Raw genomic sequence first — 15,387 nt, forward strand, 5'->3', positions numbered from 1 at the left:
GCTGTCAGCTCCCGATCTGCTGGACACCGCGCGTCGCGATCTCCTCGAACACTCGCTCGTCGGCCTCGAACCGGGTGCCCGGCAGCGGCCAGTGCAGGATGATCTCGTCGAAACCCAGCTCGGCGTGGGCACCGGCGAAGTCGACGAAGGAATCCACCGACTCCAGCACCCGCTCGGGCACAAAGCCGGTCAACAGGGTGCGGCTGAGGGCGGCGGGGTCGCGGCCCTCCTTCTCGCAGGCGGTCGCGAGCCGTTCGAGCTGACCGCGCAGTGCCGCCCTCGACTCCTGCGCGCCGGCGTCCGGACCGATGCGCCCGTCGCCGGTGGTGACCCAGCCCTGGCCGTGGCGCGCGGCGAGCCGCATTCCTCGCGGGCCGGTCGCCGCCACGGTGAACGGCAGCCGCGGCAGTTGGACGCAGCCGGGGATGTTGCGCGCCTCGTGCACCGAGTAGTGCGCGCCGCGGTGCGTGGTCTCGTCCTCGGACAGCAGCCGGTCCAGCAGCGAGGTGAACTCGGCGAAGCGGTCTGCCCGCTCCTTCGGGGTCCAGGGCTCCTCGCCCTCGGGGAGCAGCGTCGTCGCGTCGAAACCGCTGCCGCCCGCTCCGATACCGAGCGTGACCCGGCCGGCCGAGATGTCGTCCAGGGTGAGGAGTTCCTTGGCCAGCGTCACCGGATGCCGGAAGTTCGGCGAGGTGACCATGGTGCCGAGGCGGATCCGGTCGGTGACGCCCGCAGCGGCGGTGAGCGTCGGCAGCGCGCCGAACCACGGGCCGTCGCGGAAGGGCATGCGCCAGGAGAGGTGGTCGTAGGTGTACGCGGTGTGAAAGCCGAGTTCCTCGGCGCGACGCCACCTCTCGCGCCCGCCCTCGTGCCACCGCCTGACCGGAAGGATCACCGTACTGAGCCGCATCCAGCCAACCTAACCCCTTTCGGTGGCGGTCAGTTCGGCACCCGGAGACAGTGGGCCGCAGCAACTCGACCGCACCGGAAGGGAGCATTCCCGGTCCGGAACGGGCAGACCAGTACGTGAGAAAGCGCTCAATCGGGCACGAGGGCGCACGAGTGTGCATGTGCTGCGCGAGGATGATGACCGTGACTCGACTCCCCGTTACTCACCGTGTACAGCGTCTTCCCCGACTCATCGCCACCGATCTTGACGGAACGTTGCTGCACGACGACAAGTCCGTCTCCGCCCGTACGGTCGCCGCGCTCGCCGCCGCGGAACGGGCCGGTGTGGAGGTCTTCTTCGTCACGGGACGGCCGGCGCGCTGGATGGACGTGGTCAGCGAGCACGTCCACGGTCACGGCCTGGCGATCTGCGCCAACGGCGCGGCGGTCGTCGACCTGCACGCCGGCCGCAGCCTGGTGAAGGTGCGGGAGCTGCCGGTGCCGACCGCCCGCGAGGTGGTGGCCGCTCTTCGGAGCGCGGCGCCCGGGGCGACCTTCGCACTCGAACGGACGAGCGGCATGACGTACGAGCCGCAGTACACGCCGTACTTCCACGGTGACGACGGGCCGGTCGCCACCGCCCCCATCGACAAGCTGCTCGCCTCGGACGCGCCCGTCGGGCAGCACGACGGACAGCCCGGCGGCGGGCAGTGCGGGGACCCGGTGCTCAAACTGCTGGTGCGGCACGCCGAGTTGTCGCCGGACGGGTTCCTGGAGCTGGCGAGAGCGGTGGCGGGCGATCTCGCGGAGATCACCCGATCGAGTCCCACCACACTGCTGGAGATCAGCGGCCGGGGAGTGAGCAAGGCCAGCACCCTGGCGCAGTGCTGCGCCGAGCGCGGCATCGAGCCCGAGGACGTCATCGCGTTCGGGGACATGCCGAACGATCTGGAGATGCTGAACTGGGCCGGTCGCTCCTACGCCATGTCCAACGCCCACCCCGCCGTGCTCGCCGCCACCAGCCACCGCACCGTCGGCAACAACGAGGACGGCGTGGCCGCCGTCATCGAACGCCTCCTGGCCGCCGACCTCCCGCGCTGACCCGCGCTGACCCGCGCTGACCCGCTCTGACCCGCGACGACCACCGCACAACCGGCGGGCGGCCGGCTCGGCTGTCGGCCCCACCTTCGACAGTGACGCCGGCGAAGCGGTGGCTGCGCCGGTGTCGGCGGGCGGACAGTCGCGGGGGAGCGGCCCGGGACGTGCCGCTCCACGGGGGCGCGAAGGGGCGCGGCATTGCCCGGCCCGCCCGCGCGTGGCTACGGTGCGGTGGTGAACATCGCCGGCGACAGGACGAGGCGAGCGAAGCCCGCCTTCGCCGCGCGAAGCAGGCTGGCCTTCGCCGCGCTGCTCGCCGCGCTGCTCGGCCTCGGCGTCGCGCCGCAGACGGCGTACGCCGCACAGACGGCCCTCGCCACAACCGCCTCCGCCTCCGCCTCCGCGCCTGCCTCGGCCGAACAGCACCTCGGCGGCGACGAGGGCCGGGCACAGGAGCGGGACCGCATTGAGCGGGACCGCATTGAGCGGGACAGCACCGGGCAGGAGCGGTCGGAGCGGCACAGCGAGCAGCTGCGGCACTCGCCGGTGGCGACGACGGTCCCCGGCACGCTGCCCTACGCCCCGCGCGAGCAGCACGGTCCCGGCGGTCCCGGCGGGCTGCTGCCGCCGGCCGCGCACCAGCACCTTCCGGCGCAGCCCGGCATCGCCGCGGAGGACGTGCCCTCGCTGCTGCCCGGTTCGGCAGGCGGCGCGCTGCCGGACGTACGCGGGCCTCCGGGAGCGCCCGGACACTGACCGAACCCCCGCCCTGCCAACCGGCCGGTCGTGGCGGCTCCGGGCGGTGCCCCGACCCCAGGACGTCACAACCGCCCTGGCCACCACCCCCGTTCGCCCTCTCCGAGGCCCCGGCCGAGCACCCGCGCCCACTGCGCGAGCGGCTCCACCGGGCCCGTGAGCAGAGGTTCCGAGTACGCGCGCGACACCCCGCGGGCACTCCGTCCGCAGTCGGGCCTACGAGCGCGCCGGCGTCACGCCCCGCACCGCCGGCCCGCGCCCGTACGCCGTACGCCCGTACGCCCGTACGCGGCGTACGCCCGATCCGGCTCCGGGCGCCGCGCACGGGAACCGCGCCGAACCCGAACCGGTGAGTGGCCGCCGCCTGATGGAGGCCCCGTATGTCTCGCCCCACCGTGGTGCGAGCAGTCGTCGCTGTCGTCGTACTGCTCGTCTCCGCGTTCCTCGTCCTCACCGGCTCGCCACGGCTCGGGCTCGACCTCCAGGGCGGCACCCGCCTGGTCGTCGAGACCCGGAGCACCAGTACCACCAAGGCCGACGCCGACACCACCGACCGCACGATGGAGGTGCTGCGCCATCGCGTCGACGCCCTCGGCGTCGCCGAACCGACCCTGACCCGCTCCGGCGAGAACCGGATCGTCGTGGAACTGCCCGATGTGCAGGACCCGCGCGAAGCCGTGAAGGTTCTCGGCCGCACCGCACAGCTCACCTTCCACCCCGTCGAAGGGCCCGGCTCCCCGAAGGACGCCGAGGACAAGTCCGCCGAGGCCGGCAAGGACGGAAAGGACGGCGGCGGCGAGGAGCCCGACGAGCGCAGGGACCAGTCCCGGGCCGGCTCCTTCCTCGACGAGTCGGGCCGGATGCTGAAGCTCGGCAAGGCGGAGATGACCGGCTCCACCGTCAAGGAGGCGGAGGCGCAGATCGACCAGCAGGGCGCCGCCGGCTGGTTCGTCGGGCTCGACTTCCACGGAGGCGGCAAGGACTGGGCCGCGTTGACCGGCAAGGCCGCCTGCCACCCGCCGGGCGACGACCGCCGCCGGGTGGCGATCGTCCTGGACCAGGAGGTCATCTCCTCGCCGCAGGTGGACCCGGGCGTGCGCTGCGGGTCCGGCATCTCGGGCGGATCAACCCAGATCACCGGCTCCTTCGGCCAACAGGAGGCCAAGGAACTGGCGTTGCTGATCAAGGGCGGCGCGCTGCCGGTACCGGTCGACCTGGTGGAGCAGCGCACGGTCGGCCCGACACTCGGCGCCGACGCGATCGAGGCGAGTGCCAAGGCGGCGGTGATCGGCGTCGTGCTGACCTCGCTCTTCGTCATCGTGATCTACCGGTTCTTCGGCGCGCTCGCCGCACTCGCGCTCGCCGCGTACGGGCTGATCTCCTACGCCGCGCTGCTGGCGCTCGGCGTCACCCTGACCCTCCCCGGGCTGGCCGGCTTCGTGCTGGCGATCGGAATGGCGGTGGACGCCAACGTCCTCGTCTTCGAACGCGCCAGAGAGGAGTACGCCGCCGGAACGGGCGGTCGGCGGAACAAACGCACCAAGCGCTCCCTGCGCACGGCCGTCACCGCCGGTTTCCGCAACGCCTTCAGCGCCATCGCGGACTCCAACATCACCACGCTGATCGCGGCCGGTCTGCTCTTCTTCCTCGCCTCGGGCCCGGTCAAGGGCTTCGGCGTCACGCTCGCCATCGGCGTACTGGCCTCGATGGTCTCCGCACTGGTCATCGCCCGTGCGCTGGCCGAGATCGCGAGCGAGCGCGACGCCCTGGTACGGCGTCCCCGGCTGAACGGCATCGCCTTCCCCGGACGCGTCCGCACCTGGCTGACGAAGCGCAAACCGGACGTGCTGCGCCGCACGCGGCTGCTGCTGACCGTCTCCGCCGTGGTCGTGATCGTCGCCGGTTCGGGGGTGGTGCTGCGCGGTCTGGAGTGGGGCGTCGAGTTCACCGGCGGCCGACTCACCGAGTACGCCACCGCACAACCCGTCGACGTGGAGGCGGCCCGCTCCGCGCTCGCCGACGCCGGCTTCGACGATGCGGAGGTCACCACCTCCGGCGACAGCGACCTCAGCGTCCGGATGGCTGATCTCAGCAACGAGGACGAGGCGAAGGTACGCGCGGCCCTGGCCGAGGAGGGCGGCGAGGTCACCAAGCTCAACGACGAACTCATCGGCCCCAGCCTCGGCGACGAGCTGCGCCGCAACGCGCTGATCGCCCTCGGGGTCGCCGTACTCGCCCAACTCGCCTATCTGGCCTTCCGGTTCCGCTGGACGTTCGGGGCGGGTTCGGTGGTGGCGATGACCCACGACGTGGTGGTGCTGCTCGGCGTGTTCGCCTGGCTGGGCAAACCGATCGACGGCATCTTCCTGGCCTCGCTGCTGACCGTCATCGGCTATTCGGTCAACGACTCGGTGGTGGTCTTCGACCGGGTGCGGGAGTTGTGGGGGGCCGCTCGCCGCAGCCCGTTCCCCGAAGTGGCGAACACCGCCGTGCTCCAGACCGTGCCACGCACCGTCAACACCGGGATGGGCGCGATCTTCATCCTGGGCACGCTGCTGGTGCTGGGCGGAGATTCGCTGGCCGACTTCGCGCTGGCACTGCTGATCGGCATCGTCGTGGGCACCTACTCCTCGGTCTTCACCGCCGTGCCGCTGGCGATCGAGCTGGAGGCCGCCCGTCGCAACGCACCTCCGCCGCGACCCGTCTCCCGCACCTCCGGCGCGGCCAAGGACCGTACCGCCGCACACAAGGCTCTGGACGACAACGGCGCCCGGGTGTAACCGAGTTGCGCACGTCCGCCCGGTCCCGCCAGGACCGGGCGGACGTCCCTCATGCGCGAGTCACCACACCGGGCGACCGGTCAACAGGGCTTCCCGCAAACCGAGTTCGACATACCGTCGCGTCGATATCGCGCCACAGCGCGGAGTTCACCGCCGACGGGCGCGGGTGCCGGGCGGTTCGCCGCCCACCCGGTCGCGGGTGCCGGGCTCGGCTCACCGGCCGCAACAGCCCGCGTCAGGCGGGCTTCGCCGCCGCGACCCGATCCGCGCCCGCCCCTCCGGACCGCTCGACACCGGACCGGTCACCGCCGGAACGCTCGACGCCGGGGCGTTCGCCGAGAGGCCGGCCGGCTGTGGTGAGCAGGGCGTCCTGTGCCCGTTCCCGCGCGAGCATCGTGGCGAACGCCCCGCGCCGGGCGAGGAGTTCGGCGTACGTGCCGCGTTCGGCGACCCGGCCGGACTCCAGCACCACGATCTCGTCCACCGCGTCGAGCCCTCGCAGGCGGTGCGTGATCAGCAGCGTCGTACGTCCCTCGGTGGCCGCGAGGAGGTCCGCGGCCAGTGCGTCGGCGGTCGCCAGATCGAGGTGCTCGGCCGGTTCGTCGAGCAGGAGCACCGGGAAGTCGGCGAGCAACGCCCTTGCGAGCGCAAGCCGCTGACGCTGACCGCCGGAGAGCCTGGCACCGTGTTCGCCGACCTCCGTGTCCAGGCCGTCCGGCAGCCCGTCCACCCACTCCAGCAGCCGCGCACCGGCGAGGGCGGACCGCAGCGCCGCCTCGTCGGCGTCGGGACGCGCAAGCCGCAGGTTCTCCCGCAGCGTGCTGTCGAAGAGGTGCGCGTCCTGCGCACAGAGCCCGATGCTCCGCCGCACCTCGTCGGAGTCCAGCCGCCGGGTGTCCCGGCCGCCGAGCAGCACCCGGCCCGCCGCCGGTTCGACGAACCGCAGCATGGCCTGGGCGAGCGTCGTCTTACCCGCGCCCGAACGCCCCACCACGGCCACTCTGCGCCCGGCGTCCAGCCGCAGGTCCACGTCCTCCAGGACGAGTTGGGCGGTGCCGGGGTGACGCACCGACAGTCCGCGCACCTCCACCGGGAACGGCGTCCCCGGGGCCGGCTCGGGCCGGGCAGGCTCCGCCACCGGTACGGGTGCGTCCAGCACCTCGTACACCCGCTGCGCGCTGCGGCGCACCCGTTGGCGGTGCTGTACGGCCTGCGGCAGGTCCAGCACCGCCTCGAACGCGGCCAGCGGCGTCAGTACGACCACCGCGAGCCACACCCCGGCCAACCGGCCGTCCGCCACCGCGGCGACGCCGACCAGCGCCGCCACCGCGACCGTCAACCCGGCGGTGAGCAGGATGAGTCCGCCCGCAAGCGCGGTGCCCGCCGCGGACCGCCGGGCCAGCCGTGTCAGCTCGGTGTCGCTCCCCCGGAGGGCGTCGAACCGATCGCCCAGCGCGCCCGCAACCGTCAACTCGCCCACGCCGGAGAGCAGATCGACGATCCGCACGTGCAACTCACCGCGCGCGGGGGCGAGTTGCGACTCGGTGCGCCCTGCGACCAGCACGGTCAGCAGCGGTACGGCGACTCCGGCGACCAGCAGGCCCACCGCCAGTACCGCGCCCGCCACGGGCAGCAGCCACGAGGTGAAGGCGACCGCCGCCAGCGAGACGCCGGCCGCCACCCAGGCCGGCAGCAGCCAGCGCAGGAAGTAGTCCTGGAAGTCGTCCACATCGCTCACCAACCGGGCCAGCAGATCGCCGCGCCGGCTCTCGCGCAGACCCGCCGGCGACAGCTTCTCCAGGCGCCGATGGACGCCGACCCGAAGATCGGCCAGCACCCTCAGCGCGGCGTCGTGGGAGACCAGGCGCTCCGCGTACCGGAAGACGGCCCGGCCGATGCCGAACGCCCGGGTCAGCGTCACCGCGACCAGCAGGTACAGGATCGGCGGCTGCTCGGAGGCGCGCGAGATCAGCCAGCCGGAGGTCGCCAGCAGCGCCACCGCGCTGCCCAGCGCCAGCGCGCCGAGCACCCCGGCCAGTACGAACCTGCCCCGCTGCCCGTGCCATCCGGCCCGTACCCGCCGCAGCGCCGGTTCCGAAGGCCGCGCCGCCGCCCCGCCACCCCGACGCACCGCCGCACCGCCCCGCTCGTCCGGCTCGCCCCGCTCGTCCGGCTCGCCCCGTTCGTCCGGCTCGCCCCGCTCGTCCGGCGCGCCCCGCTCGTCCGGCGCGCACGTCTCTGTCGCCGCGGACGCCTCCGCGGCAGGGCACGCCTCCACTCCAGCAGGCGTCTCCGTCGCCGCGCACATCCCGGCCGCCGCGCTCTCCCGTACGGCGGCGGGACCCCCGCCGGTGCGGTCGACCGCGGCGGCGTCCGCACCGGCGCGGACGGAGGAGATCGGCGAACCGGCCTCCGTGCGCGCGGCGGATTCCGCTGGAACGGGGTCCCCCGGCGCCGGGCGACGGGGCGGGCCCGGCAGCTCCACCACCCGGTCCGCCACCTCCAGCAGCGCGGGCCGGTGCACCACCAGCAGTACGGTGCGGCCGACGGCCAGCCGCCGCACCGCCGCCACCACCGACGCCTCGGTCTCGCCGTCCAGCGCGGCCGTCGGCTCGTCCAGCAGGAGTACGGGCCGGTCGGCGAGGAACGCCCTTGCCAGCGCGACACGTTGGCGCTGGCCGGCCGACAGCCCGGTGCCGCCCTCGCCGACCGTGCGGTCCGGCGACAGCTCCGGCGCCGCGGCGTCCCGCAGCGCGGCGCGCACCTGCTCCTCGTCGGCGTCGGGACGCGCAAGCCGGACGTTGTCGGCGACCGTTCCGGCGAAGAGCGTCGGATGCTGCGGCACCCACGCCACCCGGCGGTGCCAGCCCTCCCGCGAGAGTGCCGCGAGCGGCGTCCACTCGACCCCTGCGGCCACCCCGCCCGGCCCCGCCACCGACGTCGAGCCCGCACACTCCGGGCCCGGGCCCGGGCCCGTACCCGTGCCGCCCACCAGCACCCGACCCCCGGTCGGGCTCACGAAGCCCAGCACCGCACTCAGCACGGTCGACTTCCCCGCTCCCGACGGACCGGTCAGCGCCACCGTCTCGCCGGGCGCCACGGTGAACGACGCGTCGTACGGCGCCGGTTCGCCGCGACCGGGGCGGCGCACCGTCAGCCCCTGTACGGCGAGCGCGTACGGCCCGTTGCCCGCCACCCGGTGCCCGCCGTCCTCCGGCAGCGGCTCGGCGAGCACCTCGAAGACCTGCTCCGCTGCGGCCAGCCCCTCCGCCGCCGCGTGGTAGTGCGTGCCGACCTGCCGCAGCGGCAGATACGCCTCGGGCGCCAGGATCAGCACCACCAGGCCGGTGTAGAGGTCGAGTTGGCCGTGCACGAGCCGGGTGCCGATGCCCACCGCGACCAGCGCGACCGAGATCGTCGCGAGCAGTTCCAGGGCGAAGGAGGAGACGAAGGCCACCCGCAGCGTGCGCATCGTCGCCCGCCGGTACTCGCCGGTGATCCGCCGTACGCTCTCCGCCTGGGCCTTGGCGCGGCCGAACACCTTCAGCGTGGGCAGTCCCGCGACCACGTCGAGGAAGTGGTGCGAGAGCCGCGAGAGCATCCGCCACTGCCGGTCCATCCGCGCCCGGGTCGCCCAGCCGATCAGCACCATGAAGACCGGGATGAGCGGCAGCGTCAACGCGATCGTCAACGCGGCGATCCAGTCGGACCACACGATCCGGGCCAGTACCGCGACCGGTACCACCACCGCGAGCCCCAGTTGCGGCAGATAGCGACCGAAGTAGTCGTCCAGCGCGTCCACCCCGCGGGTGGCCAGCGCGGTCAGCTCACCGGTGCGCCGAGCGGCCGGGGCGCTCGGCCCCAGCGCCGCCGCCCGTTGCAGCAGCCGCATCCGCAGCTCCGACTTCACCGCCGCGCTCGACCGGTGCGCCGCCAGCCCGGTCAGCCAGCCGACCACTCCCCGGCCCACCGAGACGGCCGCCAGCAGCCCGAGCGGTCCGGTCAACTCGTCGGCGCCTGACCCCTGTTGGAAGGACCGTACGACCAGTTCGGCGATGAGCATCGCCTGCGCGACCACCAACCCTGACGTCAACAGACCCAGCGCCACGGAGGCGAGCAGAAAGCCGCGGGTGGCGCGCGCGTAGCGCAGCAGCCTCGGATCGACGGGACCCACGGCTCACTCCGCCGTCGTCTTCGGATGCACCGGCTCCGCGATGTGCTGCACACCGATGCGCTTGCGGAACACCCAGTACGTCCAGCCCTGGTAGAGCATCACCACCGGCGTCGCGATCGCGGCGCACCAGGTCATGATCCGCAGTGTGTACGGGCTGGAGGCAGCCCCCTCGACGGTCAGACTCCACTCCGCCCCCAGCGAGGACGGCATCACGTCGGGGAACAGCGCGAGAAAGAGCATTGCGGAGAACGCCGCGATCGCCACCCCGGACCAGCCGAACGACCAGCCCTCCCGGCCGCTGCCGTTGGCGATCAGCGCCGCCACCAGCGCACCCACCGAGACGGCCATGGCCACCGCGCTCGCCGTGCTGCCGCGCTCCGCCTGGGTCCAGCCGAGCGAGACCACCGCCAGCGCCGCGGCGGCAAGCCCCAGACCGCCGGCCGTGCGCCGTGCCCGCAGCCGGATCTCGCCGACCGTCTTGAGCGCGGCGAACACCGCTCCGTGGAAGGTGAAGAGCACCAGCGTCAGCACCCCGCCCAACAGCGCGTGCGGGCCGAGCAGTTCGAGCACGCTGCCCTCGATCTCACCGCTCTCGCCGATCGGTGTGCCGTGCACCAGGTTGGCGAAGACGACGCCCCACAGGAACGCGGGCCCGAGCGAGGTCCAGAAGATGGCCCGCTCCCAGTTGCGCTGCCAGCGCTCCTCGGGCCGCTTCGCCCGGTACTCGAAGGCGACGCCCCGCACGATCAGGCAGACCAGGATGACCAGCAGCGGCAGGTAGAAGCCGGAGAAGAGCGTCGCGTACCAGTCGGGGAACGCGGCGAAAGTGGCCCCGGCCGCGCTCAGCAGCCAGACCTCGTTGCCGTCCCAGACCGGGCCGATGGTGTTGATCAGCACCCGCTTCTCGCGGCGGTCGCGGGCGAGGAGCCCGGTGAGCACGCCGATGCCGAAGTCGAAGCCCTCCAGGAAGAAGTAGCCGGTCCACAACACGGCGATCAGCACGAACCACAGGTGGGGGAGTTCCATCACACACTCCAGAGCAGGTGGCGGGGCGCGGGCCGTCGTCCTCGACCCGGCGGATACGGGCGGCGGGCACCGGTGTGCGCCGCGGCGGGGGTCAGTACGAGAACGCCATGGGCCTGTCCTGCTGTTCGGGGTCGTGATGGTCCCCGCCGATCCGCTTGGGCGGGTTCAGATCCGCCTCCGTGAGCTCCGGCGGCCCGGCCTTGGCGTACTTCAGCAGCAGCTTGATCTCGACGACGGCCAGCACCCCGTAGAGCAGCGTGTAGATCGCCATCGAGGTGATCACCTCGCCCTGCGAGACCCCGGGGGAGACCGCCGAGGAGGTGGGCAGCACCCCGTACACCACCCAGGGCTGGCGGCCCATCTCGGTGAAGATCCAGCCCCAGGAGCTGGCGATCAGCGGAAAGCCGATGGTGAGGACGGCGAGCCGCCAGTACCAGCGCTCCAGCCGGCTGCCCAGTACCCGGCCGCGGGTGAGCGCGAGCCGGGGCACCTCGTCCTCGCCGGTGCGCAGTTCGGGCGCGAGCAGGAACCTGCGCCGCGTCAGCCAGAGTCCGAGCAGGCCGACGCCGAGCGAGGCCATGCCGAAGCCGATCATCCAGCGGAAGCCCCAGTAGGTGACGGCGATGTTCGGCCGGAAGTCGTCGATGCCGAACTTCTCGCCGTACTTCTCCTTCAGCTCCTCGTTGGTGTCGTTGATGCCGGGGACGGCCTCGTAGAAGTTGTCGTGGGCGAGGAAGGAGAGAATTCCGGGCAGCTCGATGGCGACCGTGTTGTGCCCCTTGTCGACGTCCCCGATCGCGAACAGCGAGAACGGCGCGGGCGCCTCGGTGTCCCACAGCGCCTCGGCAGCCGCCATCTTCATCGGCTGCTGCTCGTACATGATCTTGCCCAGCCGGTCGCCGCTGGCGGCGACGAGCAGCCCGGAGACCACCAGCGTCACCAGGCCCACCCGCAGCGAACTGCGCATCACCGGGACGTGGTTGCCGCGCATCAGATGCCAGGCCGCGATGCCGACCATGAAGGCGCCGCCCGCGAGGAAGGCCGCGGCGATGGTGTGGAAGAACTGCGCCACCGCGGTGTTCTGGGTCAGTACGGCGACGATGTCGGTCAGCTCCGCGCGCCCGCTCTCCTCGTCGATCCGGTAGCCGACCGGGTGCTGCATCCAGGAGTTGGCGGCCAGGATGAAGTACGCGGAGAGGATGGTGCCGATCGCGACCATCCAGATGCAGGCGAGGTGGATCCGCTGCGGCAGCCGGTCCCAGCCGAAGATCCACAGCCCGATGAAGGTCGATTCGAAGAAGAAGGCGATCAGCGCCTCGAAGGCGAGCGGCGCCCCGAAGACGTCGCCGACGAAGCGCGAGTAGTCGGACCAGTTCATGCCGAACTGGAACTCCTGCAGGATGCCGGTGACCACGCCCAGCGCGATGTTGATCAGGAAGAGCTTTCCCCAGAACTTCGTCGCCCTGAGGTACTTCTCCTTGCCCGTCCGCACCCAGGCGGTCTGGAGGCCGGCGGTGAGCGAGGCCAGCGAGATCGTGAGCGGCACGAAGAGGAAGTGGTAGACGGTCGTGATGCCGAACTGCCATCGCGCCAGGGTCTCCGGTGCCAGTGCGAGGTCCACGTCGCGTTCTCCTTCCGGATGCGCGGGTCCGTCGCCGGGCCCTTCGACATAGAGGATCTTCTTCCGCGAATACGGAGGAAGCCACCGCGCTTGTGAATGTGAATGCATTCACAAGACCCATTATGGCGCACCCTGCAACGATCTCCGAGGGAGGGTCGGCCCCGAGGTGAAAGCGCAGGTCGGAGCAGGCGCCCGAGCCGCCTTGAGGAAGATGTCGTTCGCCTCCCGCTCCCCGATCGTCACCCGCAGGCCCTCGCCCGGGAACGGCCGCAGAACGACGCCGGCGCGGTCCGCGGCCTCCCCGAACTCCACCGTGCGCTCGCCCAGCCGCAGCCAGACGAAGTTGGCCTGCGAGTCCGGAACGGTCCAGCCCTGTGCGGCCAACTCGGCCTGCACCCTGGTGCGTTCGGCGACCAGTCCGTCGACCCGCTCCAGCAGTGCGGCCTCGCTGCGCAACGAGGCGACGGCGGCGTTCTGTGCGATCTGGCTGACACCGAAGGGCACCGCGGTCTTGCGCAGCGCCGCCGCCACCGGCTCGTGCGCCACCGCGAAACCGACCCGCAGACCGGCCAGGCCGTACGCCTTGGAGAAGGTGCGCAGCACGCAGACGTTCGGCCGGTCGCGGTAGAGCTCGATGCCGTCCGGCACCTCCTCGTCGCGCACGAACTCCCGGTACGCCTCGTCGAGCACGACCAGCACCTCGGCGGGCACCCGGTCCAGGAAGCGCTCCAGTTCCGCACGGCGGATCGAGGCGCCGGTCGGGTTGTTGGGGTTGCAGACGAAGATCAGGCGGGTGCGGTCGGTGATCGCGGCGGCCATCGCGTCGAGGTCGTGCTCCTCGCCGGTGGTGAGCGGCACCTTGACCGAGGTGGCACCGGAGATCTGGGTGATGATCGGGTACGCCTCGAACGAGCGCCAGGCGTAGATCACCTCGTCACCGGGGCCCGCCGTGGCCTGGAGCAGTTGCTGGGCGACGCCCACCGATCCGGTGCCGGTCGCCAGGTGGGCCACCGGGACGTCGAAGCGCCGCGAGAGCTCCTCGAAGAGCTCGGTGCAGGCCATGTCCGGGTAGCGGTTGAAGCTGGACGCCGCCGCGACCGCCGACTCCAGCACGCCGGGCAGCGGAGGGTGCGGGTTCTCGTTGGAGGAGAGCTTGTATCCGACGGGCCCGCCCTCGCCCGCGTTCGCCGGCCGGCCGGGCCGGTACGTCGGCACGCCGTCGAGCGCCGCACGCAGCCTGGGCGTCGTGTCCGTCTTCTGGTCGGCCATCCCCATCCTCCTTGACAAGGCGTGCGGCGTGGGCGGCGTCTCTGCCTCCGCACGCGGTGCGCCGTCGTCCGACGTCGTTCGCAGTCGATTCCTATCCACCATAAGAGGAATAGGCGCGGCGGCGTACCCGTGCGGAGCACTCATCCCGGCACTGACCGGCCCGGTCGAAGACGGCGGGGGCGCCGCGTCGTCGTGGCACGCCGGAAAACATGTACGGACAACGCGCTCTCTCCGCACGGCGCACGCCGACGTACGCACGCCGGTAGCGCAATCCCTGGCGCTCGTCACCCGTGAAGGTGAGTTGAGACCTGTTCGCAACCTGCAGAGAACACGGGGAACCAAGCCCCGAAGGACCGCACAAATAATCTGTCGGACCGTCAACTGACGTAGTTTCCAAGGCAGTTCATCGTTTATGATCTTGCAGAATCGTGACTTTCGACCCTCCGTCGAGCGCTCCCGTCAACGTTCGGAGTCAGCTCTACTATCAGCACGCCATGACAGCAGCAGGGAAGCACCAGGTGAGCCGTTCCAGCGGCCGTCGGCTGGGGCGAGCCGGGATCCGAGACGTCGCCGCAGCCGCCGGCGTCTCCATCACTACGGTCTCCGACGCCCTCAACGGCAAGGGCAGACTGCCCGACGCCACGAGACGGCACGTCCGCGAAGTCGCCGACCGCCTCGGCTATCGACCCTCCGCCGCCGCCCGCACACTGCGCACCGGAAAGTCCGGCCTCATCGGGCTGACGGTGACCACCTACGGCGAAGAGCCCTTCACCTTCACCGAGTTCGCCTACTTCGCGGACATGGTCAGGGCCGCCACCTCCACCGCGCTCGCACGCGGTTACGCGCTGGTGATCCTGCCCGCGCCCGCACGCCAGCGCACCGTCGACGTCTGGTCGAACGTCGCGCTGGACGGCACCGTCGTCATCGACCCGGCAGACCACGACCCGGTCGTCACCGAGCTCGTCCAGCAGGGCATCCCGGTCGTCTCCGACGGCCGGCCGGCCGACTCGCTGCCCGTCACCGCCTGGGTCGACAACGACCACGAGGCGGCCGTCACCCACCTGTTGGACCACCTCGCCGAGTCCGGCGCCCGGCGCATCGGGCTGCTCACCGGCACCAGCACCGACACCTACACCCGGCTCTCCACCACCGCCTATCTGCGCTGGTGCGAGCGGGTCGGCCAGGATCCGGTCTACGAGGCCTACCCCGCGCACGACCCCCGCCAGGGCGCCGTCGCCGCCGACCGCCTGCTCGCCAGGCCGGACCGGCCCGACGCGGTGTACGGGCTCTTCGACCCCAACGGCACGGACCTGCTGGCCGCCGCCCGCCGCTACGGCCTGCGCGTGCCCGAGGACCTGCTGCTGGTGTGCTGCAGCGAGTCGACCGTCTACGCCGCGACCGAGCCCCCCATCACCACGCTCTCGCTCAAGCCCGGACGCATCGGGACCACCGTCGTGCAGCTGCTCATCGACGCGATCGAGGGCGAGGACTCGGGCCCCTTCGCGGAGGCCGGCGACAGCGCGACGACGGGCGACCCGCGGCAGCAGATCATGCCCACCGACCTGATCGTGCGGACCAGTTCGCAGCGCCGGACCAGGCGTACCACCGTCAGTGCGCCGAGGGCCCCGTCCGGCGATGACTGACCGGGCAGGGCGCGCCGCGGGCGACGTGCCCGACCGACGGAGGGCGGGATTCCGCCACCGCGGGTTCCCGTCGCACAAACGGAGAATTCAGGAGGAATTCGCGCACCCGGGTCGCGCCCGCTTCAATTGCCA

9 protein-coding genes are annotated in these 15,387 nt (G+C 72.2%); 4 read left to right on the plus strand and 5 right to left on the minus strand.

Features of this window, described 5'->3' with window-relative positions; all coding sequences use genetic code 11:
- Positions 1-4: 4 nt before the first annotated feature.
- The gene (locus tag JGS22_RS08950) at positions 5-910 is read right to left on the minus strand and encodes an LLM class flavin-dependent oxidoreductase (protein WP_211042270.1); all 906 of its coding nucleotides are present in this window, start codon (positions 908-910) and stop codon (positions 5-7) included.
- A 182-nt stretch (positions 911-1,092) separates the two neighbouring features.
- Here JGS22_RS08950 and JGS22_RS08955 point away from each other — a divergent pair, with 182 nt between their 5' ends.
- The 3 genes from JGS22_RS08955 (at position 1,093) to secD (ending at position 5,522) form a co-directional block, all read left to right on the plus strand.
- Positions 1,093-1,989, plus strand: a complete 897-nt coding sequence (locus JGS22_RS08955; protein ID WP_308405579.1) for an HAD family hydrolase — start codon at positions 1,093-1,095, stop codon at positions 1,987-1,989.
- Between the two features lie 231 nt (positions 1,990-2,220).
- Positions 2,221-2,742, plus strand: coding sequence for a hypothetical protein (locus JGS22_RS08960; RefSeq protein ID WP_211042272.1), 522 nt, complete (start codon positions 2,221-2,223; stop codon positions 2,740-2,742).
- 380 nt (positions 2,743-3,122) lie between these two features.
- Positions 3,123-5,522 carry a protein translocase subunit SecD gene (secD, locus tag JGS22_RS08965; RefSeq protein WP_211042273.1) on the plus strand — a complete coding sequence of 800 codons (2,400 nt, stop codon included), beginning with the start codon at positions 3,123-3,125 and terminating at the stop codon, positions 5,520-5,522.
- A 235-nt stretch (positions 5,523-5,757) separates the two neighbouring features.
- Here the strand turns inward: secD and cydD are convergent, their stop codons facing one another.
- The 4 genes from cydD to hisC form a co-directional block, all read right to left on the minus strand.
- The gene (cydD, locus tag JGS22_RS08970) at positions 5,758-9,696 is read right to left on the minus strand and encodes a thiol reductant ABC exporter subunit CydD (RefSeq protein ID WP_211042274.1); all 3,939 of its coding nucleotides are present in this window, start codon (positions 9,694-9,696) and stop codon (positions 5,758-5,760) included.
- A gap of 3 nt (positions 9,697-9,699) precedes the next feature.
- Positions 9,700-10,722 (minus strand): cytochrome d ubiquinol oxidase subunit II, encoded by a 1,023-nt coding sequence (cydB, locus tag JGS22_RS08975; RefSeq protein ID WP_211042275.1) that lies wholly within the window; start codon positions 10,720-10,722, stop codon positions 9,700-9,702.
- 91 nt (positions 10,723-10,813) lie between these two features.
- Positions 10,814-12,343 carry a cytochrome ubiquinol oxidase subunit I gene (locus JGS22_RS08980; protein ID WP_211042276.1) on the minus strand — a complete coding sequence of 510 codons (1,530 nt, stop codon included), beginning with the start codon at positions 12,341-12,343 and terminating at the stop codon, positions 10,814-10,816.
- A 120-nt stretch (positions 12,344-12,463) separates the two neighbouring features.
- Complete coding sequence (hisC, locus tag JGS22_RS08985; RefSeq protein ID WP_216814907.1) at positions 12,464-13,612, minus strand: histidinol-phosphate transaminase; 1,149 nt, start codon at positions 13,610-13,612, stop codon at positions 12,464-12,466.
- A 494-nt stretch (positions 13,613-14,106) separates the two neighbouring features.
- Between hisC and JGS22_RS08990 the strand changes: the two genes are divergently transcribed.
- A complete protein-coding gene (locus JGS22_RS08990) occupies positions 14,107-15,255 on the plus strand; it encodes a LacI family DNA-binding transcriptional regulator (protein WP_211043472.1) in 1,149 nt (382 codons plus the stop codon).
- The last annotated feature ends 132 nt before the right edge of the window (positions 15,256-15,387 follow it).

It is taken from the genome of Streptomyces tardus (assembly GCF_018101125.2).
Lineage (GTDB): Bacteria > Actinomycetota > Actinomycetes > Streptomycetales > Streptomycetaceae > Streptomyces > Streptomyces tardus.